Source organism: Formosa sp. Hel1_33_131 (genome assembly GCF_001735745.1).
GTDB lineage: Bacteria > Bacteroidota > Bacteroidia > Flavobacteriales > Flavobacteriaceae > Hel1-33-131.
The window spans coordinates 1,040,485-1,066,567 of sequence record NZ_CP017260.1; the positions used below are offsets into that span (position 1 = coordinate 1,040,485).

Genomic DNA, 26,083 nt, shown 5'->3' on the forward strand with positions numbered 1-26,083 from the left:
GTTGTCAAGTATTTGAACCTTTATTTTTCGGATACGGAGGTATTGAAACCTAATTCTGCTAAATTGTTCCAAAAATCAGGGAAGGATTTTGAAACCACTTCTGCTTCTTTTATAGAGAATTCTGTTCTAAGTGCTAAGGGTGCAAAGGCCATTGCCATGCGGTGATCGTTATAGGTTTCTACAACGGGCCCCGATGTTAAGAGCTTGGAATCCGAAAGATGTAAACTGTCATCCGTAATATCAATTGAAGTTCCGAATTTATAGATCTCATTTTTCAACGCTTCCAAACGGTCGGTTTCTTTAATTTTGAGGGTATGCAAGCCTGTGAGATTGCACTTCACCTGAAGCCCTAAACATGTTACGACAATCGTTTGTGCGATGTCAGGCGCATTGGCTAAATCTAAATCCAAGCTGTCTGGCACATTGGTGTTGATTTTTTTTAAGTTGATTTTAGAGCCTTCAAAAGTTGTTTGAACGCCCAAATGCGTGTAAATTTCCTGCAATACCGCATCGCCTTGTAAACTGTCTTTTTTGTAAGTACTTAAATTTATTTGAGTCCCTACTGGACTCAAGGCAACAATGCTATAAAAATAGGAGGCCGACGACCAGTCGGACTCTACAGTAAATGTTTTTGAAACGGTGTCTAAATAGGGTTTTACTCGGATCACTTGACCTTCAAAACTGGTTTCAACTCCGAGTTGATCCAATAATGAAAGGGTCATTTTAATGTAAGGAACCGAAGTGATTTTCCCCTCAAGGTGTAATGTCAATCCATTTTTAAGCTTGGTAGCCATCAGCAATAATGCGGAGATGTACTGACTGCTGACATTCGCTTTCATTCGGACTTCGTCCTTGAGCAAGGTTTTTCCTGTGATTCGCAAGGGTGGAAATCCTTCTTCTTTGTCATACTCAATGTCTGCACCCAATGCTCTTAAAGTATCGACTAGAATTTTGATCGGACGTTCTTGCATTCTTTGAGAACCCGTTAGCAAAGTCGTTTTACCGTCTAAAGTCGCAAAATAGGCGGTCAAAAAACGCATGGCTGTACCCGCATGATGAATGTCAACAATGGGATTATCAGAATCCAATGCTTTGAGCATGTACTGACTGTCATCAGAATTGGAGACATTCTGAATTTCTAAATTTTTAAAAAGTGCTTTTAATAATAACAGTCGGTTCGACTCACTTTTGGACCCTGTAATCGTAATATCGGTACTTGGGTTGATGCTTGAATTTTGAAGGAAAAGATGCAAAATCTATTTTAGTTTTTCGTTGCTATGATGACGGTTATGATCCCGTTTGGTTTTTATCTCTAGCTTTTTATCAAAAGCTTCTTGCAAATTTACACCAGTTTGATTGGCTAAACAAAGAACAACGAATAAAACATCTGCTAATTCTTCACCCAAATCTTTATTTTTATCACTTTCTTTTTCGCTTTGCTCGCCGTAACGTCTTGAGATGATGCGCGCCACTTCGCCCACTTCTTCAGTGAGTTGTGCCATATTAGTGAGTTCGTTAAAATAGCGAACACCGTGTGCTTTGATCCAAGTATCGACTGTTTTTTGTGCGTGTTGAAGGTCCATTTATTTTTTCGTTAAAACTATTTGTTCGTTTTCTTTTTCTATTAGCTTGTTAAAATACGCTTTTAATGTGTCATAATGCATAGAAGATATAATTGGGGTGTTTATTTTAGACTCTATTACTAATTGTATTGCTGATTCGTTGTGAGATAAATTATATTTAAATAACCCAAAGTTTTCAGGCAAAGCAAAAGCTTCTGCTTTTGGTAATGACTCTACTTTATAACCTTCTGGCAAACTGATAGTCAATCTATATAAGCTAGTAGATGGATACCCGAAATCTACTGGGAATTCTCTTTTTTCTAATTTAAATGGATTTTCTTTCGATTTTAAAAAGAATAAAGGAGAAAAATATATTTTATCGCCTATAATATCCGCTTGATTATCTATAGCAAATTTATAAATTTCTATAATAGGTTTTGTCAAATCAACTAAGTTATTTACTTTAAAATCTGAACCTTCTAAACCATCATACTTGTTTTCTAACTTCTCTAGAAAATCGTTTTCATCTGTATTATTATATCTGTTTCTGTAAGATAGGGCTGAGTGATTTGTTTTCACGCTTCGGATGCTTCCCTTTATACTTCCATCTTCAGATAAATTGACAAGCATTAAAGTGGTTCTTTTTGAGTTTTCTTTAGGATATAAATTAATTAAACTCGATGTTCCATTTTTTTTAATAATTCTTCCTTCCCAATTTAAAGCTGTATAAGGTAAAATGTTTGGAGAACCATATTTATTAGTCGCATCTAATAAAACCTTACCCGTTGGCAACTCCACGCACGAAATAACATAATTATAGCCTTCTCTCGTTGGAAATAGTGGAATTCCATTATCTCTAGTGCTTACCAAAACGGGGTTTGCGTCTAATCCTGCATAACGTAGCATTGAGGTTAACATTAAATTAATTTCGGCCACATTACCTACCTGTTCTTTGTATGCTTTTTTAACACCATCGCTGGTGTATTTACCATAATATTCATTCCATTTTACTTTGGATTTGACAAAATCGAAAATTAATGCTATTTTTTTACTAGGATCTGAAACCGTGCTTATAAGCGCATCTATATCATTTTTATAATACCCAGATTTATTTAATTCTGCGCCAAAATTAGAACTTTTATATATGGTTTGAACCACATCTTCCCATGTTGTAGAGTAATGTTTTATTGGGGAGTTGGGTAATTTCACATAGGATAGTTCATATTTAACTGAAGATCTGTAATTATCAATATTGTTTACGTGAGGCTCTTCTTTTAAAGCAGGAATGTTTTCTAGATTATATGTGGATACTGTTTTTGTAAACTCTAAATCAGAATAGCTATAAGTTGTTGATGTATGTGGAGTTACAGATCCCTTAGCTTCAGATCTGTGTTTATTTCTAAATGAAATTTTATCACTTCGTTTTTCTGTTTTAGGAGTGATTGGCAAAAAGCCTTTCAAGTTCATTTTAAAATTATAATACTCTGGAGCTTGAAACTCAGCTTCTAATTTTTTTATTGGGATGGCGTGCTGAAATTGAAATTCATCTATATTTTGATAAAAAGGAGATCGTATTTTGTATTCATACTCCACAATCGAACCTTCTTTAATATTGGGCATTGTGAATTTTGTTTCTTTACGGAATTTTGATTTTTCTGTTTTAAAAATACCGCTTTTTTTGAGTTTAACACCTTCCATTTTACCGTCAGTTAAATTGTAGGTGTAGGCTTTTAAACCCGTTACTTTCTCTTGACTTGAACTGCTTTTGTAAAGACTTATGGCTTTTGTAGCATAATTAAATCCTTCTTGGTTGTAGATTTTGACACGTTCGTGCACTTCTGTTACTAGCTCAAAACCGGTACTTTGATTATACTCGAAAAATGTTTTTCGATATTTATATAAATAAGTGGCGCTTGCCGACGAATCTAATGGATTAAATTTTTCTTGGAGTTCTTCTTTTGAAATTTTTCCAAATTTATAATTTTGTGAAGTTGTTATTTGACATACAAATAACACAACTAATAGGATGGCTGGGGTTTTCATTTATTATTCTTTTTTAATTAATGCTATTTTTGAGGTATCTTGTTTTGAAACTTCTTTATAAAAATCTCTAAAACTACTATAGTCTTCTTTAGGGAATTCGCCATCGCTCACAACAAATTCTCTTTTATAAATTAACGTATTTTCGTCTTTAGCGATTACTTCTGATTTATAACTGCCAAATTTGTTTTCAATTATTTTTTTATTTGGCAACGATTCTACTTTGTAGTTTTGTGGCAATGTAATTTCTACCTCATCAATATCTTTAAAGCCTCTTTTAATTTTTAGCGGCAGTTTCCTGTTTCTGTAGCGGTCAGGTATATGTGTGTTTCTGTTTAAGGCATTAACTGTTAAAAGCATTCTATTCGCAATTATTTTAGAATAGTTTATAGCTTTAAATCTTACCGTTTCGTTAAACACAATACTCTCTTTGTCATTAACAATAGATATTTCATTGATAGAAATATCATTAATATACCCCCAGCGATTCTTGTAATGCTTATCTAAATCTCTCTCGGTTTCAGTTTCTAACCAATATTTATCATCGTACTGAATTCCTTTAGATTTAAGGGTTGCATTTACATCAATAGTACCATCATCAAATACTTTGTAATTCGCTTTTATAAGCTGAGTGTTTTCCTCTGTCGTATATTTTTTGGTGTGTTTTATCTGACCCCCTTGTGGAGTAATTACTAACACATCTCTATTGTCAGTAAAGTCGCCAATAAAACCAAATGGTAGTTTTTGATTGGTACATTCTAACCAGATATCTTCTTTGTTTTTTTGGGGAATTGATAATATTGCATGATTCGCTTGCATTATTGTAAAGTCTTTTTCAATATCTCTCTGAGAGTTCCCTGCAAAAAGTAAAGTGAAATTTGAATTAACTCCAACAGCTTTTAATAGTGACATAGTATAATTAGTTAATCCTTTACAATCCCCATAACCTAACCGATCTACTTCTGATGCATTAAAAGGTTTCCAGCCACCAATACCAACTTGGACACTTATATACCTAACCTTATCTTGAACGTATTGATATATTTTTTTCGCCTTACCTATATCAGTTTTCTCATCTTTTACTAAATCTTGAATATAAACAGCTGTACTTTCAGGTAAATCAATAGTACTTTCTATTAAATCAAAATATACCCATTTCCCAAAATCATTCCAGTTTTCAGCTTCAGCATAAACCCCCTCATAAGTAAATTCATTTGCTGCTACCAAAATTTTTGGAGCAAAATCTACCATTGATGGACTGTACTCTTCTGGTTTAAGAGCATTCATGTTTTTAGTTTTATAAAATATTCTGCCCGCGACCGCCTCTATTTCAATATCTCTATTTTCAATATTTTTCTCTTTCTTTCTAATGGTAATATTTGTGGGGTAATTTAACGCATAAGTGCTTACTTCTGTACTTACAAAGTAATCATCAATTGGTACAAATGAAGGAATAAAAGCAGTATTGCCTGTGGTAGTTTCGCAGGTGAATTGTATTGTATAAGGATAGTCAATTGGAGTGTATTCTAAATATTTTACTCTTGAATCAGAATATAGAGTGCCTCCATCTACAGCACTCACATCTTTAAAATCATTCTTTTTTATTTTTTTTATTTGATTTCCTAAAGCATCAAAAGCTAAAACTTGAAGGGTTTTAATTTTAACATTTCTATCATAATACACAAAGGCGTCTATGTTTTCGTTTCCTTTTTTATTTAATATGGTTATAATTCGTTTTTCTTTAACAGACATCTGGCTGGAAGATTTCAACGATACAATAACCTCATTGAGTCTTACAACCGCATTTGCGTTATCCATCATCGCTTCATCTATATGAGATACGGATAATTCTGGACGGTCTTGAGAATAAACTAAAAACGCATTAAGTAAAAGGCAAAAGCCTATGAGCTTTCTGAAGGACATAATAAAGTAGGTTTACGGGTGAAAAAGGGTATGATTTCAACTGAAATATTTTGATAGGTTGGGGTATAAAAATATTATTTGCAATAAATATAAAAAAAAATTATAGATCCCGCGCTTTTGAATCCATAATAATTGTGACAGGACCATCATTCAGAAGAGCGACTTTCATGTCTGCACCAAACGCGCCTGTTTGGACGGTCTGTCCTAAATCTGTTTCAAATTGACGAACAAATTGCTCGTAAAGGGGTTTTGCAATTTCGGGTTTGGCAGCTTTGATATAACTGGGGCGGTTGCCTTTTTTGGTTTGTGCGTACAGTGTAAACTGACTCACCACAATCGCCGATCCGTTGCTGTCTTTTAGAGAAGTATTCATCACGCCTTCGGCATCATTAAAAATACGGAGATTTGTCAATTTGTTGCTCAACCATTGAATGTCTTCTGTAGTATCGGCATCCATAATTCCTAAAAGCACTAATAATCCAGAAGCGATATTCGCCACTTTGGTTCCGTCAATGGTCACACTGGCTTCCGTCACTCTTTGAATGACTGCTCTCATTTTGGCTCGTAATTATCCGTTCGGTAATGTTCGTCGTCGCCTTCCAAAATTTGGGTATAACTTTTATAGCGGGAAGCTGAGACTTCGCCGTTTTCGAGTGCTAATTTGACCGCACATTGAGGTTCGTGTAAATGCAGACAGTTATGAAATTTACAAGATTGTTTTAAGGCAAATAACTCAGGAAAATAATGATCCACTTCAGCAGGTTCCATATCCACGACGCCAAATCCTTTGATGCCGGGCGTGTCTATAATTCGAGCGTCAAAACTCAAATCAAACATTTCAGCAAAGGTTGTGGTGTGTTGTCCTTGCTTGTGTTGCTCTGAAATTTCTTTGGTTTTGATATTTAAACCGGGCTCAATCGCATTTACTAAGGTCGATTTTCCAACCCCTGAATGTCCCGCAAACATGCTTGACTTTCCAGTCATCAAGGTTTTAACCGCTTCGATATTCTCGCCTGTTAAAGCAGAAATACTTAAACATGGATAGCCAATATTCTCGTAGAGTTCAGATAATTCGTGTACAATGTTTTGAGTGGCTTCGTCATTCACATCTGCTTTATTAAAAAGTAAAACGGCTTTAATGGCATAGGCTTCGGTAGTCGCTAAAAAACGATCAATAAAACTTGTGAACGTCGGAGGGCTATCGATGGTAATTAACAAAAACACTTGGTCAATATTACTCGCAATGATGTGGGTTTGCTTAGAAAGGTTGACCGATTTCCGAACGATGTAGTTGGTGCGCGGATGAATTGTTGTGATGACCCCTGTTTGGGTATTGTTACTTGTTTCTAAATCAAAATCCACACGATCGCCAACCGCAAGTGGATTGGTGCTTTTAATTCCCTGAATTCGGAATTTCCCTTTGATACGGCACTCGTAGAAATCCCCTTCCAGAGATTTAATAGAGTACCAACTCCCTGTAGACTTATATACAATTCCTGTCATTCTTGATTTTAAATATCTTAACAAAGAAACACATTTCTTTTTAATATATTTTGTTCTACCTTTGAAATCCAATTTAACTTTAGATATGAAAAAAACAACACTATTTGTTTTGCTACTTACAGTCGCATTACAATTCGCTAATGCGCAAGAGGTTATCACCAATGCCTCGATCATTCAAATGAAAGAATTAGGTTTTGATGAAACCATTATTTTAAGCAAAATTAACTCTTCGGATGTTGATTTTGATTCTTCTATTACGGCACTGTCAAAACTAAAAGAGTCTGGAGTATCTTCTGAGGTGATCGCCTTAGTGATGCAAAAAGCTGAGTTTAGCACAAAATCCAAAACAGGGATTTATTATTTAGCGGCAGACGATTCTCTAAAACCTATTTTAGCTTCTGTATTTTCAGGAACGAATCAAAATGCGGTTGCACAACAGTTAGTTTCTGGTTTGATCAACGCGAAAGTAAAATCGCAATTACCAAAAAGAACATCTAACAATGTGATTAAATCAAGATCTCCAGAGTTTACATTTATCTTTGACCCCGCAACAGGCGGTGATAATATGCAAAATTTCCAAGGAGAAAGCCAAAGTTTGTTTAACTGGTGGTTTAGAGTTGCAACCTCTCCAAATGAGTTTGTACTGGTAAAAATGAGAGTGAAAAAGTCTAAAAACTTAAGAGAAGTAATTACTTCAAAATCCAATATGTTTACAAGCAGTAATGGGATCGATCCAAAAGCATCCATTGCTTTTAAGATTGAAACGATTGGAAACAATAAATTTACAGTGGTTCCTGAAGGTTTAGAGCCAGGAGAGTATTGCTTTATTTACCAAGGAAATGTACCTAACGGACGTGAAAATCAGTCTGTATTTGATTTCTCTATTAAATAACAATTCAGAGCCTAGAATGTAGGTTATACGTATTATTATAAAATAAATCAAACCCCCGTGGAGTGCGCTTCGCGGGGTTTTTTTGTGCGAAATTTTGAAGGTTTTCTACCTCTATAATTTATTTGTTTTAAAATGCAAGTAATTATCTGTCAGCTATTTAAATTAAGATTTGTCAGCTGTTTTTTTGGGAGATTTAAATATATGTTATAAGTTTGAGTGATGAAGACCCCAAATCTAAATCTTCAAAAGTAATTTGACCGAAGTTTTAGATATTGTTTTATTTGAATTACAAAATACACTTGGGAACTAGAGTGGTACAATACACGCCGATTTGGGATGCATTGAACCACTCCAAACAAGATATAATGATAAGCACCACTAGTGGTTTATATACAGTAGTTATGCATTAATAAAAAAGCGAATGATAAAAAAATTAACAATACCAAAAATAATATTACTATTTCTTTTTTTTGGATGTAGTTCCATGAAAATAAAAGAGAATGTTGAACGAAAACTACAAGCACTTCCACTAACAGAAAGTATAGTAATCATTGAAGAAAATGAAAATATAGTTATAGGCAATGATGATGTTAAAATAGGGTTGTTTGAGATAAATGATGGTGGACTAACTTTTGATTGTAGTTATGATAAAGTAAAAAATTTAGCAAAGCAAAAAGCGAGAATATTTGGTGGAAATTCTGTTAAAATTATTGAACATAAATTACCTAACACTTGGTCAACTTGTCATCGTATAAAATTTATAGTTTATAAATTAAAAAATATAGAAAATTATCAGACAGAATTTGTATGGAGTAAAAAAAACAAACTAGAATGGGAATTGTTTAGAGGCACACCGAAAATTGACAAATCTTCTTTCTTTTGCGGTTACATAGATGTCGATTTTAATGAAATGAATTTCCCTAAAGGTAAAGGTAAAGTCGATATTACTCCTGTTTTTTTATTTGATTGCTCATATATTCAGCCTTTAAAAAAGAATAAATATCTTCTTGAATATAATCAAGTGAAGTTTGATTTATTAGAGTTTTATTCTAGAAAAATGAGAAGTGAATTTCAAAAAGCAGATATTAATTCAGAAGACAAATGGCTGAAATTTGCTAAAAAAATATATGATAACATTTATAAAGAATTTGAAACAGATTTATTCAATTTAGAAACTGAAACAGACTTTGGAGAAAATTATTCTGGTTTATTAAGCTGGAAATTTAAATCAGATGAAAATTTGAAGACTTTGAAAGAGTTTTCCGCTGAAAATTACTAATGCCAACTCCGTGTATCATTAATGACTAGTTTTATCATACTTACGAAATCCTAGCAGATTTTCTATTCGGTTTGTATTTGCTAAATTAGTTGCTGAAACACACAACGAAATCATACACAAACACGTTAGGCACAAGCTGAGAAAAAAGCCAACCGCACATTCAAGTACATTTTATTTTGCTCCTACCTCACAAAATCAAAAGAGCTTTCACTTTCCTACCCACTCCAATAATAATATTCTACATAAATTAGGTAGTTGTCCCAAATAATTACTAAATTTGGGACATAAATAAGCGAACAATGACTAAATCAGTTCAAACTAGAATTGAAAACGAAATAAAATCAATGAAAAAAGGGCGTATTCTATTCCCATCTAACTTTGATGATATAGGAAATGTTGAAGTTGTGAAAAAATCATTATTAAGACTTGAAAACAAAAAATTCTTAGTAAGACTAGCTCATGGAATATATTTATATCCAAAACAAGACAAACTTTTAGGAGTTTTATGTCCTACAATAGAAGAAATTGCAGTTGCAATTGCAGAACGAGATAAAGCACGAATTATCCCAACAGGAACAACAGCTCTTAATAAATTAGGATTATCAACTCAAATTCCAATGAATATTGTTTTCTTAACTGACGGAGCTCCAAGAAGTATATTGGTTGGTAAAAGAACAATAAAGCTCAAGCGAACATCTCCAAAAAACTTAGCTGTAAAAGGAGAAATTACAAGTTTAATTATTCAAGCTCTTAAGGAAATTGGAAAAGACAATGTAACAGCAGCCCAATTAGAAAAAATTAAAATACATCTTGAAAAAGAAAAACAAGAAATTATAAAACATGATGCTAAACTAGCTCCTGTTTGGATATCAAAAATCATGAAGAATTAAATATGAAAGCGTTTATACAACTTAATAATAAAGATAAACTAAACATATTCAATCAAGTCAGTGAAAAAACTGGACTTCCATCCTCTGCAGTTGAAAAGGATTGGTGGGTAACTTTATCATTGAATATTATATTTTCATTGTCTTATTCAAAACACATTGTTTTTAAAGGTGGTACATCTTTAAGTAAAGCATGGAATTTAATTGAACGTTTTTCAGAAGATATTGACTTGGTAATTGACAGAAAACATTTAGGTTTTGAAGGCCAATTGAGTAAAACTCAAGTTAAAAAATTACGCAAAGTATCCTGTTCCTTTATTGGGAATGAATTCTATAATGACATTAATCATGCTTTAATTAAACTAGGTGTTACAGATTATGAATTAGTTATTCAAGAAACAAAAGATACAGACACCGATCCCTTAGTTATTGAATTACGATATAAATCTTTAACAGAAACATCTGACTATTTAAGACCTAGAGTGTTGATAGAAGTTGGCGCACGTTCCTTAATGGAACCTGTAGAAAATAAAGCCATTATTTCTATGGTATCTGAAGGATTTAGAGAACTCCCATTTGCTGAAACAGAAATAACAATACCTGTTGTTTCTCCTAAGCGAACCTTTTTGGAGAAAATATTCCTATTGCATGAGGAATTCCAAAAGGACACTAAGTTTATAAGAGTAGAAAGAATGAGTCGTCATTTGTATGATTTAGAAAAACTAATGGATACAATTCACGGTACAGATGCTTTGAAAGCTATTGAATTATACGATACAATTATAGAACACAGAAAGAATTTCAATGCAATAAGAGGAATTGAGTACGCAAACCACAGCCCTCAATTAATTAACATTCTACCACCAGAAAAAACAGTTAAAGATTGGGAAAAAGACTATAGAACCATGCAAGAAAGTATGTTTTATGGGACTACTTTATCTTTCGGCAAATTAATGGAACGCATAGCTGAATTAAACGACAGAATTAAAACAATTTCATCATCATTACCACGATTTTAATTTAAGGTTATTTCTGTTTTGCTAATCTAAAGGCTACCGCACGAATCCATTCGTGTGCTAACACATCCCAACCACGCTATAGCGTGGTGGCAACATTATTACCAGCTGCAAAGTCCTGACTTAGCAGAACATAAAAAAAGGCCCGCATCGCGAGCCTTTTTTGTTTTATTTATTCAAGATCAATTCTTGATGGTTGATCGATTCTTGGTGTACTGCTTTAAACAGTTTGAGAATAAACTCTTCACTCAAATTGTGTTGTTCTCCTTCAAGAACCATCTTCCCTAAAATCTCATTCCAACGTTTGCTTTGTAACACCGCCACGTTTTCTTGTTTTTTAAGAGCGCCAATACTTTCAGAAACTTTCATTCGCTTTCCTAAGGTTTCAAGCAATTGGTTGTCCATCACATCTATTTGAGCCCGTAAATTTTTAAGCTGATCGTTGTAAGCCACTTCTGGGGTCGATTCTTTTCTGATTTTTAAATCTTTCATAATTTGAACCAATGATGCTGGCGTTACTTGTTGTGCCGCATCACTCCAGGCGTTGTCAGGATCAAAATGGGTTTCGATCATCAGACCATCAAAATTCAAGTCCAATGCCGTTTGAGATACATCAAAAATCATATCGCGATTTCCTGTAATATGAGAAGGATCGTTGATCAATGGAAGGTCTGGAAACTTTGTTTGCAGTTCAATCGCCATTTGCCATTCTGGCGTGTTTCTGTATTTTGTTTTTTCATACGATGAAAATCCTCTATGAATCACTCCTAAATTTTTAATATCCGCTGTTGCCAAACGCTCCACGGCACCTAACCACAAAGCTAAATCTGGATTCACTGGATTTTTAACCAGTACAATTTTGTCCGTACCCTGTAAGGCATCCGCAATTTCTTGTACAATAAATGGGCTCACTGTAGAGCGAGCGCCAATCCATAGCAAATCGATGTCGTGTTCCAAAGCCAATTCTACATGGGCTCTGTTGGCAACTTCCGTTGCTGTTTTTAAACCCGTTTCCGCCTTTACTTTTTGAAGCCATTTGAGACCCAATGCGCCCACACCTTCAAAATTTCCTGGACGGGTTCTCGGTTTCCAAATTCCTGCACGGTAATAGCTTACATCGGTATCTTTAAGCTCATGCGCAATTCGCAATACTTGTTCTTCTGTCTCGGCACTACAAGGGCCAGCGATTACTAAAGGGTGGTCGAGATTTAACTCATTTAACCAATTTCCTAGTTCTTTTTTGTTTTCCATTTTTTGTTATTATTAAGCAATTCCTTTTAATATTTGTTTTATATGATTTGTGTTTTTCATTTCGTTGTGTACAGCTTCAAAATTGTCTTGCTCCATATAAGCTTTAAATTGATTTAAATTCTGAATGTACTCTGTAAGCGTCTCTATAACATTGGCTTTATTTTGTTCAAAAATAGGCGTCCACATATCGGGTGAACTTTTAGCCAATCGCACGGTAGATTCAAATCCACTGCCTGCCATATCAAAAATATCGCGTTCGTTTTTTTCTTTATCAATCACCGTTTTCCCCAGCATAAATGAACTGATGTGTGACAAATGCGACACATACGCAATGTGTTTATCATGGTCTTTCGCCGGCATAAAACGCAGATGCATTCCCATATTTTTAAACAGTGTTAAAACCACTTCTCCTAAAGCTGGCAAGGTTTTTTCGACCTCACAAATGATGTTGGTCTTATTCTCAAACAAGCCTTTGATCGCTGCGGAAGGCCCTGAGAATTCAGTTCCCGCAATGGGGTGTGTTGCTAAAAATTGAGTCCGTTTTGGATGTGTGGACACCGCCTTGCAAATCGCTTCTTTGGTAGAACCCATATCAATCACGACTGCTTGGTCTGAGATTAAATTTAAAACCTCAGGCAATACTTCTAGTGCTGCATTTACGGGAATTGCCAACACCACGAGATCTGCGTCCACAAGGCTGTTTAAATCCCCTATTTGGTCAATGATCTCAAGTTCTAAAGCTTCTGATAAATGCGTTTCATTTTGATCAATTCCTGTGATGCGAACTCCTGAAATATAGTGTTTTAAATCCAACGCAAAACTGCCACCAATCAATCCAATCCCTATGATGCTTACCTGTTTCATAAGACGCGTTTTATGGCAGATTGAATACTCTCTTTTGGCGCACACAATGAGAACCGAACGTAGCCTTCGCCATTGCTGCCAAAAATGGTCCCTGGCGCAATAAATACATGATGCTCTTGTAATAGAGTGTCGATAAATGTTTCTGATTTCAAACCCGATGGTAATTTGGCCCATACAAACATTCCTGAAGTTGAAGTTTCAAACGTACAGTTGAGAGCGGTGGCTAATTCCCACACAAGCTGACGACGTTCCGCATAGATTTTATTTAAATCCGTAAACCAATTTTTTGAACTGTTGAGGGCTTCAATCGCGCCTTTTTGAATCCCGTAAAACATTCCCGAATCCATATTACTTTTAACTTTAATGACATTCTGTAAATGTGCTGCTGAACCTGTTAACATTCCCACACGCCAGCCGGCCATATTGAACGTTTTACTTAAAGAATTTAGTTCTAAACAGACGTCTTTTGCACCTTCAATATTGAAAATACTAGAAGGATGTTCATTTAAAATAAAACTATAAGGGTTGTCATTGATGAGTAAAATAGAATGTTTTTGAGCGAAATCAACCAATGCTTTTAATACGGTTTGATCGCCTAAAGTCCCTGTCGGCATGTGTGGATAATTGACCCACATGATTTTTACCTTGGACAAATCCATCGCTTCTAAAGCTGCTAAATCTGGTTGCCAATTGGAGCTTGCTTTTAAATCATAAAAAACAGGGTCCGCACCTACTAATTTCGTGACCGAAGTGTAGGTTGGATAGCCTGGATTTGGAATTAAAACGGCATCGCCTTCATTGAGGTACGCCATTGAAATATGCATAATTCCTTCTTTACTCCCTATGAGAGGTAAAATTTCATTTTCAGAATTTAGACTTACGTTGTAATGGGTTTGATAAAAATCTGCCATGGCCGATCGAAGTTCTGGAAGTCCTTGATAACTTTGATATTTATGAGCTGAGGCGTCCGTCAGACTGTCTGTAATGGCAGAAATGACGGCTTTTGGTGGCGCCAAATCAGGACTTCCGATGCCTAAATTGATGATGGGAGCACCGGCAGCCTTCATGGCATTGACCTCTCTTAATTTTTTAGAAAAGTAGTATTCTTCAACGGTATGTAATCGATTGGCAGTAACCATTATTTTTTTGCGTTTTTATATTCCCCTAAAATTTTAAATTCTTCCGCCATGAGTTTCATAATGGCTTTGCCCTTTTCATAATCGGAGAACTTCTCAAAAGTGATGTCCACAAAAAAGGCATATTTCCAAGGGGTATCAATTTTTGGTAAGGATTGTATTTTTGTTAAATTCAAATTACAATCACTCATCACATTCAGCATTGCTGCCAAGCTTCCACGTTTGTGATCCAATAGGAATTTGACAGAGGCTTTATTTGTTGTTGCTGTATTTTGTTCAATTTGGTTTCTTTCTACAATGACAAATCGAGTTTCGTTGTGCTTTATCGTTTGAATGCTTTTTGCGAGAATCTCCAACCCAAATAGTTGAGCGGCTTGTACACTCGCAATGGCGGCAACGCCTTGAAGTTGACCCTCTGAAATTCGTTTGGCAACCTCGGCAGTATCGGTGTCTTCAATTAATTTTATATGGGGGTATTGTTTGAAAAATTCTTTACATTGTAACAACGCCATGGGATGCGAAAAAACTTCTTTGATGTCTTGAATCGATTGTCCTTTGAGTGCCATTAGATTGTGTTGTATTTCTAAAAAACACTCTCCTGTAATGTGTAAATCCTGATCGTTGATGTATGCATAATTCGGAATGATGGAGCCCGCAATGGAATTCTCTAACGCCATGATAGCCACGTCCGAGGTTTTGGAAATTAAACTCTCCACAACTTCACTAAATGAAAGATAGGGTTGTACCTCAACGGATTCCTCAAAATATGTTTGAGAAACAATGTGATGGAACGACCCTTCAACTCCTTGTATGGCTACTTTTTTTGTCATAAAAAAAAATCCCGATGTTTACATCGAGACTTATATTTAAAATTTATATTGATAAATTACATACACAGTGCTTCGATTTCTTTTCTGAAAAAGAAATAATAAAAGCTATAAAAAATGTAATTTACTGTTGTCATCATTTTGTAATTGGAAGCTAAAGTATATATATTTTCTACATAAAAAAACTTAATTTCTTTTTTTTGTGACTTGTTTAGAAAATTTATTGATAATTCAATGAAAATAGGCCTGAAATCGATAAAATATATTTTTAAGACCTTTTTTTGGAGAATTGATTTTAGGTGTTTTTGGACGACTCCGCTTAGAACAACTTCAAAATGTGCTATTTAGTGAATCTAATCAATCCAAAAACAGCAAGCGACCGGTGTAATACTCCTGAACTTCAACCACGGGCGGGGTATGAATACTAATGACATCCCCTGTACTTCTGATATCGACGTTTAAAGATTGTTGAGGATTTACAATGATATCGTGGCTACTTCTTTGGAATATAGTGACGTCTTGTGCAATGAGGTCCGCGCCCTTAAACTCACAGAGTCCAGCCGCAAAAAATACAGACAGCGTTTCTGTATCTCCTGAAATTGTGAATGTTGATAAATTATTAGCAACGACTCTGATGCTTTGTGTATCTACAGTCATATTAAAATCCCCAATACTTAGATAACTCGAATTATAATCCTCAGAAACAAGAGATAGACTTTCAAAGCTTAAGACTCCATCTGAGGATGTCAAATACTGAGTGTTACTCCTTATTGCTTTCAGAACAGGGGTGGTTACGATCATTTTGGTAATTCCATAGTCTCTGACGTAGTTACAACTGTTAGGATCTGTTAATTGTAGTTCATTATCTACAACGATGACTTCCATCGTACCAAGCAGATTTTCCCCTGTTTGAATTTCAACTTTATAATCTGCTCCTTGTTTAATCACCAATTCAATATCTCTATTGACAAGTATTTTTTCAAAAGGATCAACAATCAGTTCTTGAGTTACTGGCGCTCCTGAAGTTTGAATGCACCCCCAAGCATCTTCTTTATCGCAAGAAAAAAAGACCAATAACACTAGTGTATAAAATAATCTGTTCATATTACAATCGTATTCCTATTCCAAATTCAAGGGTTTCTGCTTTCGCTAAATGGGATTTGACAGAAAAAGCCCCAAACCATTTTTCATTAAAATAATATTTTAAACCGATTCTATTATAGATACGTCCTTCAAATTCATAGGGGTAATACAGGTAATATCCCGCCTGAGTGACAAGCGACCAGTTATTTATAAATAATTCATAACCCAAAAATCCACCAATGCGTTTATAGTCGGCATCCGGGTCTGATGGTTGTTCAGGAAATGCAACACTTCGGTAGTGGATTTCTTCTTGTAAAGCCTTTGAAAAGAACGCTTCTACCCCCACTTGAAATGCACTGAAAAAATTAATACGCTTGTCCACATAGGCTGAAAGTGTATAAAATGGAAATTGTTCACTTCCTACCACATCTGTTTGACTGAGACCAGAGCGCAGGACAAAATTGTATTTGAACGCTGTGGAGACCGCTGGGTGTTCTACGGACTCTTCGTAGACGATTTCCTTTGTATCTAAATCATAATTCAAGCCAATATTTAATGAGATGGTATTTACACTTGTGTTGGGAGATTTAAAACTTCCATTGGAGGCGTGAAAGAACACCAATCCTGTTTGAAGTCCGATAGGACCTAATAGGTTTGGTTTTTTATAGTTTAACATCAGATAGGGACTGCCTAATAATTTGGATCCAAATGCAACGTTTTTTGGGTTTGAATTTTTATCATACGGGTTTGACGCAACTACAATCCCTTGCCCAACGCGCAGCATCAATCGGCGTTTGAAGAAGTAAAAATTAAAATGACCGTAAAACCCAAATGTATTTCCGAGTACCTCATTTTTTAGATCTTGATACATAAAAGAGGCTCCATAATCTGGGTAATTATAGCGTTGCTGCCACTCCTTTTTTCCATCTGTTCGGTGGTTCCATCCCAGTATAATTCCTTCTGGATGGCCTTTAATAAGATGTAATATATTGGTATTATGAACCGGAATGTTTCCTTTGAAATAATTAACATCTACAAAGCTGCTGCTTTGATTTTCCTGCGAAAAACCAAAGAAGACCATACATCCAAAAAAACAACCTAGAAACCGATTCATTTCAAAATAATAAGACCGTAAAAGTAAAGTAAATATTTAAATACCTATTGTAGAGATGTGGAATATAACTTTTTTATTCATCCAATATTTAGTAAGTTTGTGGCTTAATACCGAGGACAAATTTGATCTGATTGCAACCTCATTAAAAAAAGCTAAAGCAGTACGTACTACTCCATTAGCCCGCAATCCTATTTTTTGTTCTCATAAAACACTGTTTATGAGTTATTTATTTACATCCGAAAGCGTTTCAGAAGGCCACCCAGACAAGGTTGCCGACCAAATTAGTGATGCTTTAATCGATCATTTTTTAGCGTTTGACCCAGACTCAAAAGTAGCTTGTGAAACTTTGGTGACCACTGGTCAAGTATTTTTAGCTGGAGAAGTTAAATCTAACACCTATCTGGATGTGCAAAAAATTGCACGCGATACCATCAACAAAATTGGTTATACCAAAGGAGAATATATGTTTGATGGCAACTCTTGTGGAGTGCTTTCAGCAATTCATGAGCAATCCGAAGACATCAACAGAGGGGTGGACAGAGGCGCTGAAGAACAGGGTGCTGGCGATCAAGGAATGATGTTTGGATATGCCACAAATGAAACCGAAAACTATATGCCGTTGGCATTGGATTTATCGCACCGTATCTTAATTGAACTCGCAGCCATGCGCCGCGAAGGCACCGATATCACTTATATAAGACCCGATTCTAAAAGTCAGGTGACCATTGAATATGATGATGATAATACACCAAATAGAATTGATGCGATTGTGATTTCTACCCAACACGATGATTTTGACGAAGAGACGGCTATGTTGGCAAAAATTCGAGAGGATTTAAAAACAAAATTAATCCCTAGAGTGGTTGCAAAACTGCCTTCGCATATTCAAGATTTATTTAATGACCAGATTACGTATCACATCAACCCAACAGGTAAGTTTGTGATTGGAGGGCCTCATGGCGATACAGGTCTTACGGGTCGAAAAATTATCGTTGATACTTATGGCGGTAAAGGCGCGCATGGTGGCGGTGCATTCTCTGGAAAAGACCCAAGTAAGGTGGACCGTAGTGCGGCTTATGCCACGCGTCACATTGCTAAAAATATGGTAGCAGCAGGACTTTGTTCGGAAGTCTTGGTGCAAGTGAGTTATGCCATTGGCGTTGCAGAACCTATGGGTGTTTTTGTGGATACTTATGGCACCAGCCCTTTTAATTTAACGGATGGTGAAATTGCAGATCACATCTCAAAACTATTTGATTTACGTCCGGCAGCGATCGAAAAACGTTTAAAACTCCGCAGGCCCATTTATAGCGAAACAGCGGCTTATGGTCACATGGGTCGTGAACACAAGACAGTGACTAAAACCTTTCATCAACCGAATGGCGAAAGTTTGACTTTGGAGGTTGAATTGTTTACGTGGGAAAAACTAGATTATGTCGATGTGATTAAAGAGGCTTTTGGAATTTAACTGTTTTTAGTTAAAATAATTCATTAAAAAATCTTCCGAAAAATAGGGGTAGTTTAATTGCGTACTTAGGTCGGTATAGTTCTTCTTTATGAGTTTCTTTTTGGAGGTCGTTTTCGTAGTTCCAAATACATAAATTTGATGTATAATCGTGATAAATTCTTGATAGCTATAGTGACAATCGTCTAGACTAAAAAGACGGATGTATTTTTTCTCGTTCAACGTATCTTCCTGTATTTTGTAATAAAATGCACACATCAAATAGCAGAAATTCAAGTGGTTTTTTTGATAATAAAAATCAGGCTTCTGATCTATGGCCATTTTATCAATTAGAAACACCATCAGCTGTTGGTTCTTAGTGAGTATCGCCGTGGTGTGCAACTCGTAATAATAGTCTAGTTTATTAGATTTTTTTAAGTGAACTTTATGATAGGTGTTTAAAATTTCCGATGTGTTTTTGGGTTCATTTACCAGTAGTTTTAAGGCTAACAAACGACTGCACAGAATAGGATTTAAATCCGTTGAGAAAATTAAATCTTTGTGACGATCCACCACCTTTTTATGATTTAGAAAATTTTTAAACTCTAAAATTGCAGAGGTGAATACCGTTATTTCTTTTGTGGGGGGATTGCGGTCAATGGTTTCTGTCCAACTCCCATAATAGCCATTCAAATTAGAATAATCTACAAAGGTTAAATAGACACATTGTAAAAAATTGGTATTTTTAAGCAATACCGTGTCAAGTTCAGGTTGCTTTCGTACTAACAATCCTAATGAATTTCCTAAATACAATACTTCTGAATAGGAAAAATTCTCAAAAGCGAGCTCTTTCAATTTGAACAACTCATCTATTAAACGGTAGCTTCTAACATGAAGCAATTCTCTAATTAATAAGACGATAAAACCCGTGAAATCTTCAAGACTTTTTTTGGTGGATTTCACTAAGGCAATAATTGCGGCTTCATCCCCATCGTAAACCGCTTTGTAGGTGATCTGAGACAAATCAATTTTCTCTTTATACAGATGCGTTTGCGTAAAATGAATGTAGTTTTTATATCCAATAAATTGAGCTAAGGTGTTTGTCGTTTTAATGTTTGGCTTGGTGTAAGGAGCCAAACCATACAAGCGTCTAATGGTACTGTAACTTATGTCAATATCTAGCGTTTCAGTAATCGCATTCGAAACCAATTCACAATCGCCCCGAGTTGCTACGGATCTTCCAATTTTTTCTTCAATTCTTTTTTTTAGAACATCAATCATAGCTGATTTTTGGTATTATGAATCAATTATGAACCAAATATAACATTTATATTGAATATATTTGAGTTTTGGACAACAATCAAACTAAATATAATGGTAAGAGGCAACACAACATACGCCGTTAAAGGCATCGTAAAAACCCTAAGTAAATCCAGATTGGTTCAGAAAATAGTAGAAAATTATAGTTATAAAACTAAAATGAGTTTTAGCGTGTTGCAAAAAGTTTGGTTTGATGACTTGCAAGGCGGCAAAGGGGTTATTAGAAAATTGACTGATATTGATAAGAAAAACGAATCAAACTACCATATAAATACCCCAATTACATTGGGTGATGGTACTAAAATTGTTGTTTGTAATCAGTGGGAGCAAGAGAATTTATCAAATTTTATTTCACATGCGAGACTGCTAGGAGTCGATGTCAAAACGGAAGGTACTCACCTAGAGTTGCTTTTAACATAAATGGAGAAAAACGAGTAGAGTTATTTTTGATGTTATGAACCCATTATGAATCAATTACAGAGCTTTATTACCCTACGATCCTTAAACAGGATTTATTTTAAGTTAGTTAGTCAAAAAAATCCGACCCACAGTCGGGTTTTTTTGGTTTAAATCGTTGAGCGTCGGTTACAATTCATAACGCACTCGAAAGGTCACATAACGGGGTTGTATGAAATATTCCGTCGCACTTACCGAGATGTTGGAGGCGCTGCTCTGATTTTGAGAGCGGGTGTCTAACAAGTTCGTTGCTTTGATCTCGTATTCAAATTTGGCATCTTCATCTTTTCTGTACGACAAGGATGCATTCCAAAATTCGTAGGTATTAATCGTGCGGTCTTCATCGCTAAAGTCGTTGTATGAAAAATCCGTTTTAAACGTAAACGCTTTTAAAATCAGTGCATCAATTTCGATAGAAGGACTTTTTGTGAAAAACTTGGTAGTGTTAGGTCCCAAATTATTATCCTGAATAGAGTAACGGTAGCTTAGATCGACATTCGGAGCCGTTCTAAAATTGGTACGCAATTGTGCTCTGTAGGTTTGTGAGAAGCTTTCGTTCACAGAAGGTCGGCCTTGTACAACCTGATTGAATTTAGAGTAATTCAAATTCGCTCTAACAGAGGCTCTCAACTTTCCAAAAGTCCGCTGGAAACGTCCATTGGCAGATAAACTTTCATCTGCAAAATTAGAGTTAAAAGGTGTCGATACACGAATCACACTTCCTGGTACAAACTCAGACACTGTTCGGACATTGTCGATACTTTTGTTATAATTGATATTCGCAAATACGTTGGTGTAGTTAAACATATTGAAACTATAATAAGACAAATTCACATTGTGCGTAAGCGCACTTTGCAAGTCTGGAGACCCCGAAAATAAGGAGTTGTAGTTGTTCAGCACCAAGCCACTCGCAAACTGTGATACGTCCGTAAACTGTGTCTGCATGCGGTAACTTAAATTCAAGGTTTCACTCTTTTTGATTTGAAAAATTACATTCATGTCGGGTAAAAATCTGAAAAAATTATCCGTGGTCTTCGTCCCGGTCTGGGTGTTTGAAATCGCATAAGCATGCGCTGCTACGCCTGGCGTAAAGGTGAATTTACCTGACTTTAAACGGTAATGAAATCCTAAATACACATCCGAGAAGTTATAAGCTATATCGTTGGTTGCTGCCACACCTGCGACTCCAGGAGTCGGGTTAATTTCAGTTTGGTCGTCTAAATATTGAAAAATGTGAGAGTCAAATTGTTGGTGACTCAAAATGGTTCCAAGGGTCAGGTTGATGTTGCTTTTTTTGTTTACGATGTTCCAATAATCCAGTTTGGCATCCACTTGATTGGACTGTACCCGTTTTTCTTGACCAAAGTTATAATCCAGTTGAGCGCCGTCTAAACCCAAACTGTTTGCGGTGCCTTCATAATTCAATTTATCTTCAAGAATCGCATTGTAAAAAGGGTCTTCATCTTTTATCAGATGCTGGGCTTCAAAAGCAAAAATATTGGTTTCATTGAGGGTATAATAATAATTTAAACTCTGATTAAAACTAAACGGATTGGTGTTTTCCAACTGATCGATATTTCCATTTAAAGAAGAATTGAAGCGTTGGTCTTGGGTGCTTTTAGACAAGTTTCCAAGGGCTTCATATTCGAGTTGATTACTCGCGTTTGGTTGGTACTTTGTGGTTAGCTTCAGCATGCCTAAATCGTTGTTCTGTGTGGTATTACTTTGGGTATCCTCATCAGAGAATCCCTCAGGTGCGTCTGTATATTGAACGCTTCTATTTTCTTGCAGTTCGTTTTTACTGTTCGAAAAAATAGCAAATCCTCCAATGTCCAAAGTCTTTTTTGGAGACCAACTAAAATTGGCTGCTCCAAACTTTGTCTTGATATCTTTGGCGCGGTTATTTTGAAGCAATAAAAATCCAATGTCATTATTCCCTAAACTCAAACTGGTTCCACTGCTTTGACTTGGCGATCGAAAACCACCCGAAAAGTTGAAATAGTCTCGACGAGAAAAGGCAACCTCTCCGATATTATTGATGTCTCCTATAAAATTGACACTGTATTCGGGACTGTAATAAAACAATTTTGGTTGGACTAAATACAGTGAATTCGCTTCTGAATCTCCTGCACCAGCGGTGATATTTCCAAACCAGAAGTTTTTCTTCCCATCTTTTAATTTGATGTTTATGGCGATGTTGTCTTGGTTATTAGTAACGCCTCCCAATTGCCCCACCTCAGCATAGTTTTTCAATACTTGTACTTTATCCACCGCACTGGATGGTATGTTTTTAGTGGCTAATTTGGTATCGCCATCAAAGAAATCTTTTCCTTCGACCATTAATTTATTTACAACCTTCCCTTCGACCTCTACTTGACCATCGTCATTGATTTCGACTCCGGGTAGGTTTTTCAATACATCTTCTAGTTTTCGTTCGGTACCCGTATTAAAAGAATCTGCATTGTACACCAAGGTATCTCCACTGATGGTAACCGGCATTTCATACACCAACTCCACTTCATCCAAGGAATTGTCCTCAAAAAGCGTGAAGTCTTTATCAATGTTTTCTTCTTTCGTTTCTAAGACTTCGTCTAAAGATTTCATTCCAATATAACTGGCTTGAATGGTATAGATGGTATTCTTTTTTAAATCCAAACGGAACCTCCCTTTGTCATTGGTGATGCCATAGGAATCTAAGGATTTAGTCGCTTTATTAATGGCGATGACATTTGCTAATTCTAAGGGACTTCCTAGGCTGTCTTTAATAACACCTTCTAGTTTTACCTGAGAAAACCCGGCAATACTGATTGACAGGAATATGGTTGTAATAAAATTCTTCATAAAAATTTAGTTAATTTGGATGTACTTAATTTCGACGGTTGTTTCTACGACCTCCATACATGGAGCGCATTTCTTCCATCTTGTTCTTGACCGTCTCATTGTACTCTTTTCGTGAAACCACATCGCCCTTTTCTGGAGCTTTGATCTCAACTTTTTCTTGTGGGTTGAGTATGATTTTTGAGCATAAAATAGTGGTCTTATCTGTATTCACTTCAAGGATTAACCCCGGAAGTCCCCAAAAATCTCCTGGGCCTTGACTCACAGGAATTTGTGGCGTGTACCATGCTGTGACTTCAATTTGTTTTGGAATTTCTAGGTCCTCAGAAACAGCAGTTACGGTAGAATCTTTTTTGACTTCGCCCTCTTTAACTTCTTTGGATTTCGGTTTCCTTCGCATACTACGCCAATCGAATTCGTCCACAGTTTTAATGGCGGTGGCTTTCATACAAAGATATTGACCAATTTGTTTTGTTTCGGTTCCTAATTTCCAATCGAGCTTCGCTAAAGAATCTGTGATTAGAAATTGCTTTCCAAAAAATTCTTGGTCTTGCAAAAATTGTTGAGATTTAATGTTTTTATATTGCATTCCCGCAGTAAAACTACTGCCCCACATACCAAACCCACGCCCTCCGCCGGGGGCTTCTAGCAGCTCTTCTTCTTTATAAGTAGAGGCTTCTCTGTCAAAGGTCAAAATATAGGTTTTCTCTAACATGTTGCGCATGCGGTCTGCAATTTGTTTTTTTTGATCTTCACTCATTTTTCGACCGCCCCAGCCATCCATATCAGCGGATGTTTTGGAAAAATAATAGGCTTTACCTTGAAAATTTTGTGAGAAGCTAAGGGTTGAGAATAGCAACAGTATAAGCCCAATAAAAGGGGTTTTAGTTCTAAAAATCATAATTAGGAATGTTAATTTAATATCTAATTTGTTTAACGAAATTACATATTGTTTAATCATATACCGTTAAATTACTCATAAATCTAACCTCCTATTTTAAGTTCAATCACGTGATCACCGTCACCACCACGATGGTTTTGAGATTCCATTTCTTTCATCTTTTTGATCATAATGGCATCAAATTCCGACTGATTTACAGCCGTTCCGCTCGTCGGTTGTTTAATCTTAATTTGTTTTGTGGGGTTTAAAGAAATCTTACTGCATAAAATGATTTGTGAATCGTAGCTTATTTCTAAAATAAGCCCTGGCAATCCTTGAAATTCTTCGGGGCCATTACTCACAGGGATTTGTGGTGTGTACCATGCCGTGACTGTTTGCATTTTTTTAGAACCGTCGTCCATGTCTGAATCTACTTCGCGCTCGAGTGTTGCTTTAAAGCAGGTATAGGTGCCAATGTTTTTGGTCTCGCCTTGCAGTTTCCATGCGTTTGTTTTTAAAGAATCCTGAACCAAAAACACCTTTCCAAGCAAGTCGCTTTGTTTGACATAACGCTGCTCCTTCATGTTTTTATACAATTCCCCAGAACCACCCATAACCGAAACAAATACCATCGCTCCTCCTGTAGATGGTGGTGCTAGAGATTCATCTTCTTTGTAAAGAGATTCCTCTTTATTGAACGTTAAAATATATGTTTTTTCAAATTGCTTTTTGAGCATTGCCATAATCTGATCTTGCATCCCTTCTGTCTGTGTACTGTCGAGTTTGATGTCTAATTTACGCTGGGTTTTGTAGGTAGCAACCCCTTGAAAATCTTGGGCTATTAGTGAAGCCGTCGTAAAGAAAAGTAAAAATGCAATTTTGATGTTTGTGTTCATAGCTTTTTGATTTGATACATCTATAAGACGAACTAAGTCCTAAAATGTTTCAAATTCGTAACAAAAAAATTTGTACTTTTCGAGTCAGAATGAAACATACTTTATATTTAATACTGTTTTTTAACTGTTTGGGGTTCAGTCAAACTTCCTTAAGTGCCGACCTGACAACGTCCACACCTTTTGAATGGGACACCTTTGTTGGAGTCGATTCCTTTGAGTCTATTTATTTTCTGAAATCAAATACTCTTTTTAAAAAAAACAGTCAAGGACTTCAAAATTATAGCAATTTAGACAAAGGGGCTATTGAGGAAGTTTCTGTATTTAATGCGCTCAAACTCGCTCTGTTTTATAAAGATTTTAATAGTGTCACTCTTTTAGATAACCGATTAGCAGAACTGATTACTATTGACTTTAATACCTTAAGTCCTTTGCGAACGCTTTCGCACATTTCAAATGGAAATGACACCACTTTTTGGTTGTTTGATTCGAACACCCTTCAATTAGAGTTGTTCGATTACAACACTTCTAAAACACGGGTTAAAACAGGTCCGTTTCAAAATGAGATTCTCGCATTGGACAGTGACTACAATTATTGTTGGGTACTTTTAGAAACTGAATTGCATTGCTATAATTATATGGGGAGCTTGATTTCGAAGCTATCACATACGGGATTTACAGATTTAAAACTCTGGAATGGCATTCTATTTTTATTGAAAGAAAACATGATTTACTATAAACAAAAAAACAGCGATACGTTTTTGATTTTAAACTTCCCTAAAATTTTAGTAAAACAGTTTTTTGTAACCAACCAAACCTTGTATATTTATGACGAAGAATTTCTTCATCACTACCAACTATTAAACAATTGATAT

Annotated in this window: 23 protein-coding genes; 7 read left to right on the forward strand and 16 right to left on the reverse strand. The window is 35.7% G+C overall.

Translation table 11 applies throughout. The features are described from left to right. Positions 1-20: 20 nt before the first annotated feature. The 6 genes from FORMB_RS04640 to rsgA form a co-directional block, all read right to left on the reverse strand. The gene (locus FORMB_RS04640) at positions 21-1,253 is read right to left on the reverse strand and encodes a 3-phosphoshikimate 1-carboxyvinyltransferase (protein ID WP_069676343.1); all 1,233 of its coding nucleotides are present in this window, start codon (positions 1,251-1,253) and stop codon (positions 21-23) included. 3 nt (positions 1,254-1,256) lie between these two features. Continuing rightward, positions 1,257-1,583, reverse strand: a complete 327-nt coding sequence (locus FORMB_RS04645; protein ID WP_069676344.1) for a nucleotide pyrophosphohydrolase — start codon at positions 1,581-1,583, stop codon at positions 1,257-1,259. Continuing rightward, positions 1,584-3,605, reverse strand: coding sequence for a DUF3857 domain-containing protein (locus tag FORMB_RS04650; protein WP_069676345.1), 2,022 nt, complete (start codon positions 3,603-3,605; stop codon positions 1,584-1,586). A gap of 3 nt (positions 3,606-3,608) precedes the next feature. Further along, a complete protein-coding gene (locus tag FORMB_RS04655; protein ID WP_197493497.1) occupies positions 3,609-5,354 on the reverse strand; it encodes a DUF3857 domain-containing protein in 1,746 nt (581 codons plus the stop codon). A 271-nt stretch (positions 5,355-5,625) separates the two neighbouring features. Next, positions 5,626-6,081, reverse strand: a complete 456-nt coding sequence (gene dtd / locus FORMB_RS04660; RefSeq protein WP_069676347.1) for a D-aminoacyl-tRNA deacylase — start codon at positions 6,079-6,081, stop codon at positions 5,626-5,628. Beyond that, the gene (rsgA, locus tag FORMB_RS04665) at positions 6,078-7,028 is read right to left on the reverse strand and encodes a ribosome small subunit-dependent GTPase A (RefSeq protein WP_069676348.1); all 951 of its coding nucleotides are present in this window, start codon (positions 7,026-7,028) and stop codon (positions 6,078-6,080) included. The genes dtd and rsgA overlap by 4 nt, the downstream gene beginning before the upstream one ends. Before the next feature lie 85 nt (positions 7,029-7,113). Between rsgA and FORMB_RS04670 the strand changes: the two genes are divergently transcribed. The 4 genes from FORMB_RS04670 (at position 7,114) to FORMB_RS04685 (ending at position 11,105) form a co-directional block, all read left to right on the forward strand. Continuing rightward, positions 7,114-7,920: a hypothetical protein gene (locus FORMB_RS04670; protein ID WP_069676349.1), complete on the forward strand. Its 807-nt coding sequence runs from the start codon at positions 7,114-7,116 to the stop codon at positions 7,918-7,920. A 421-nt stretch (positions 7,921-8,341) separates the two neighbouring features. Continuing rightward, entirely contained in the window at positions 8,342-9,199 is an 858-nt protein-coding gene (locus FORMB_RS04675; RefSeq protein ID WP_157498075.1) for a hypothetical protein, read from the forward strand. Positions 9,200-9,498: 299 nt separating this feature from the next. Then, a complete protein-coding gene (locus FORMB_RS04680; RefSeq protein WP_069676351.1) occupies positions 9,499-10,089 on the forward strand; it encodes a DUF6088 family protein in 591 nt (196 codons plus the stop codon). A gap of 2 nt (positions 10,090-10,091) precedes the next feature. Further along, a complete protein-coding gene (locus FORMB_RS04685) occupies positions 10,092-11,105 on the forward strand; it encodes a nucleotidyl transferase AbiEii/AbiGii toxin family protein (RefSeq protein ID WP_069676352.1) in 1,014 nt (337 codons plus the stop codon). 165 nt (positions 11,106-11,270) lie between these two features. Here the strand turns inward: FORMB_RS04685 and FORMB_RS04690 are convergent, their stop codons facing one another. The 6 genes from FORMB_RS04690 to FORMB_RS04715 form a co-directional block, all read right to left on the reverse strand. Then, a complete protein-coding gene (locus tag FORMB_RS04690; RefSeq protein ID WP_069676353.1) occupies positions 11,271-12,353 on the reverse strand; it encodes a bifunctional 3-deoxy-7-phosphoheptulonate synthase/chorismate mutase type II in 1,083 nt (360 codons plus the stop codon). Between the two features lie 12 nt (positions 12,354-12,365). Continuing rightward, on the reverse strand, positions 12,366-13,217 hold the full coding sequence (locus FORMB_RS04695; protein WP_069676354.1) for a prephenate dehydrogenase: 852 nt from the start codon (positions 13,215-13,217) through the stop codon (positions 12,366-12,368). Continuing rightward, on the reverse strand, positions 13,214-14,356 hold the full coding sequence (locus FORMB_RS04700) for a pyridoxal phosphate-dependent aminotransferase (RefSeq protein WP_069676355.1): 1,143 nt from the start codon (positions 14,354-14,356) through the stop codon (positions 13,214-13,216). The genes FORMB_RS04695 and FORMB_RS04700 overlap by 4 nt, the downstream gene beginning before the upstream one ends. Continuing rightward, positions 14,356-15,183, reverse strand: coding sequence for a prephenate dehydratase (locus FORMB_RS04705; protein WP_069676356.1), 828 nt, complete (start codon positions 15,181-15,183; stop codon positions 14,356-14,358). The genes FORMB_RS04700 and FORMB_RS04705 overlap by 1 nt, the downstream gene beginning before the upstream one ends. Positions 15,184-15,537: 354 nt before the next feature. Beyond that, the gene (locus FORMB_RS04710) at positions 15,538-16,284 is read right to left on the reverse strand and encodes a head GIN domain-containing protein (RefSeq protein ID WP_069676357.1); all 747 of its coding nucleotides are present in this window, start codon (positions 16,282-16,284) and stop codon (positions 15,538-15,540) included. Position 16,285: 1 nt separating this feature from the next. Beyond that, complete coding sequence (locus FORMB_RS04715; protein ID WP_069676358.1) at positions 16,286-17,377, reverse strand: acyloxyacyl hydrolase; 1,092 nt, start codon at positions 17,375-17,377, stop codon at positions 16,286-16,288. A 217-nt stretch (positions 17,378-17,594) separates the two neighbouring features. On the opposite strand from FORMB_RS04715, the gene metK reads away from it, so the two are divergent. Further along, a complete protein-coding gene (gene metK, locus FORMB_RS04720) occupies positions 17,595-18,845 on the forward strand; it encodes a methionine adenosyltransferase (RefSeq protein WP_069677899.1) in 1,251 nt (416 codons plus the stop codon). Between the two features lie 6 nt (positions 18,846-18,851). Here metK and FORMB_RS04725 read toward each other — a convergent pair whose 3' ends face one another. After that, positions 18,852-20,102: a hypothetical protein gene (locus FORMB_RS04725; RefSeq protein WP_069676359.1), complete on the reverse strand. Its 1,251-nt coding sequence runs from the start codon at positions 20,100-20,102 to the stop codon at positions 18,852-18,854. Positions 20,103-20,195: 93 nt separating this feature from the next. On the opposite strand from FORMB_RS04725, the gene FORMB_RS04730 reads away from it, so the two are divergent. Then, positions 20,196-20,561 carry a hypothetical protein gene (locus FORMB_RS04730; protein ID WP_069676360.1) on the forward strand — a complete coding sequence of 122 codons (366 nt, stop codon included), beginning with the start codon at positions 20,196-20,198 and terminating at the stop codon, positions 20,559-20,561. Between the two features lie 165 nt (positions 20,562-20,726). Here FORMB_RS04730 and FORMB_RS04735 read toward each other — a convergent pair whose 3' ends face one another. The 3 genes from FORMB_RS04735 to FORMB_RS04745 all read right to left on the reverse strand — a co-directional run bounded on the left by FORMB_RS04735 (position 20,727) and on the right by FORMB_RS04745 (position 25,211). Next, entirely contained in the window at positions 20,727-23,438 is a 2,712-nt protein-coding gene (locus FORMB_RS04735; protein ID WP_069676361.1) for an outer membrane beta-barrel protein, read from the reverse strand. 25 nt (positions 23,439-23,463) lie between these two features. Continuing rightward, the gene (locus FORMB_RS04740; RefSeq protein ID WP_069677900.1) at positions 23,464-24,336 is read right to left on the reverse strand and encodes a GLPGLI family protein; all 873 of its coding nucleotides are present in this window, start codon (positions 24,334-24,336) and stop codon (positions 23,464-23,466) included. An 83-nt stretch (positions 24,337-24,419) separates the two neighbouring features. Then, positions 24,420-25,211: a GLPGLI family protein gene (locus FORMB_RS04745; protein ID WP_069676362.1), complete on the reverse strand. Its 792-nt coding sequence runs from the start codon at positions 25,209-25,211 to the stop codon at positions 24,420-24,422. Positions 25,212-25,300: 89 nt separating this feature from the next. Here FORMB_RS04745 and FORMB_RS04750 point away from each other — a divergent pair, with 89 nt between their 5' ends. Further along, positions 25,301-26,080, forward strand: coding sequence for a hypothetical protein (locus FORMB_RS04750; RefSeq protein ID WP_069676363.1), 780 nt, complete (start codon positions 25,301-25,303; stop codon positions 26,078-26,080). Positions 26,081-26,083: the final 3 nt, after the last annotated feature.

What these genes read in the sequence shown, in the direction of transcription:
- FORMB_RS04680 (WP_069676351.1), top strand. Translation starts at nt 9,499, where the DNA reads ATGACTAAATCAGTTCAAACTAGAATTGAAAACGAAATAAAATCAATG.
- metK (WP_069677899.1), top strand. Translation starts at nt 17,595, where the DNA reads ATGAGTTATTTATTTACATCCGAAAGCGTTTCAGAAGGCCACCCAGAC.
- FORMB_RS04700 (WP_069676355.1), bottom strand. Translation starts at nt 14,356, where the DNA reads ATGGTTACTGCCAATCGATTACATACCGTTGAAGAATACTACTTTTCT.
- FORMB_RS04745 (WP_069676362.1), bottom strand. Translation starts at nt 25,211, where the DNA reads ATGAACACAAACATCAAAATTGCATTTTTACTTTTCTTTACGACGGCT.
- FORMB_RS04695 (WP_069676354.1), bottom strand. Translation starts at nt 13,217, where the DNA reads ATGAAACAGGTAAGCATCATAGGGATTGGATTGATTGGTGGCAGTTTT.
- FORMB_RS04675 (WP_157498075.1), top strand. Translation starts at nt 8,342, where the DNA reads ATGATAAAAAAATTAACAATACCAAAAATAATATTACTATTTCTTTTT.
- FORMB_RS04740 (WP_069677900.1), bottom strand. Translation starts at nt 24,336, where the DNA reads ATGATTTTTAGAACTAAAACCCCTTTTATTGGGCTTATACTGTTGCTA.
- FORMB_RS04655 (WP_197493497.1), bottom strand. Translation starts at nt 5,354, where the DNA reads ATGTCTGTTAAAGAAAAACGAATTATAACCATATTAAATAAAAAAGGA.
- FORMB_RS04685 (WP_069676352.1), top strand. Translation starts at nt 10,092, where the DNA reads ATGAAAGCGTTTATACAACTTAATAATAAAGATAAACTAAACATATTC.
- FORMB_RS04710 (WP_069676357.1), bottom strand. Translation starts at nt 16,284, where the DNA reads ATGAACAGATTATTTTATACACTAGTGTTATTGGTCTTTTTTTCTTGC.
- FORMB_RS04730 (WP_069676360.1), top strand. Translation starts at nt 20,196, where the DNA reads ATGGTAAGAGGCAACACAACATACGCCGTTAAAGGCATCGTAAAAACC.
- FORMB_RS04670 (WP_069676349.1), top strand. Translation starts at nt 7,114, where the DNA reads ATGAAAAAAACAACACTATTTGTTTTGCTACTTACAGTCGCATTACAA.
- FORMB_RS04650 (WP_069676345.1), bottom strand. Translation starts at nt 3,605, where the DNA reads ATGAAAACCCCAGCCATCCTATTAGTTGTGTTATTTGTATGTCAAATA.
- FORMB_RS04690 (WP_069676353.1), bottom strand. Translation starts at nt 12,353, where the DNA reads ATGGAAAACAAAAAAGAACTAGGAAATTGGTTAAATGAGTTAAATCTC.
- rsgA (WP_069676348.1), bottom strand. Translation starts at nt 7,028, where the DNA reads ATGACAGGAATTGTATATAAGTCTACAGGGAGTTGGTACTCTATTAAA.
- FORMB_RS04705 (WP_069676356.1), bottom strand. Translation starts at nt 15,183, where the DNA reads ATGACAAAAAAAGTAGCCATACAAGGAGTTGAAGGGTCGTTCCATCAC.
- dtd (WP_069676347.1), bottom strand. Translation starts at nt 6,081, where the DNA reads ATGAGAGCAGTCATTCAAAGAGTGACGGAAGCCAGTGTGACCATTGAC.
- FORMB_RS04735 (WP_069676361.1), bottom strand. Translation starts at nt 23,438, where the DNA reads ATGAAGAATTTTATTACAACCATATTCCTGTCAATCAGTATTGCCGGG.
- FORMB_RS04725 (WP_069676359.1), bottom strand. Translation starts at nt 20,102, where the DNA reads ATGATTGATGTTCTAAAAAAAAGAATTGAAGAAAAAATTGGAAGATCC.
- FORMB_RS04715 (WP_069676358.1), bottom strand. Translation starts at nt 17,377, where the DNA reads ATGAATCGGTTTCTAGGTTGTTTTTTTGGATGTATGGTCTTCTTTGGT.
- FORMB_RS04645 (WP_069676344.1), bottom strand. Translation starts at nt 1,583, where the DNA reads ATGGACCTTCAACACGCACAAAAAACAGTCGATACTTGGATCAAAGCA.
- FORMB_RS04750 (WP_069676363.1), top strand. Translation starts at nt 25,301, where the DNA reads ATGAAACATACTTTATATTTAATACTGTTTTTTAACTGTTTGGGGTTC.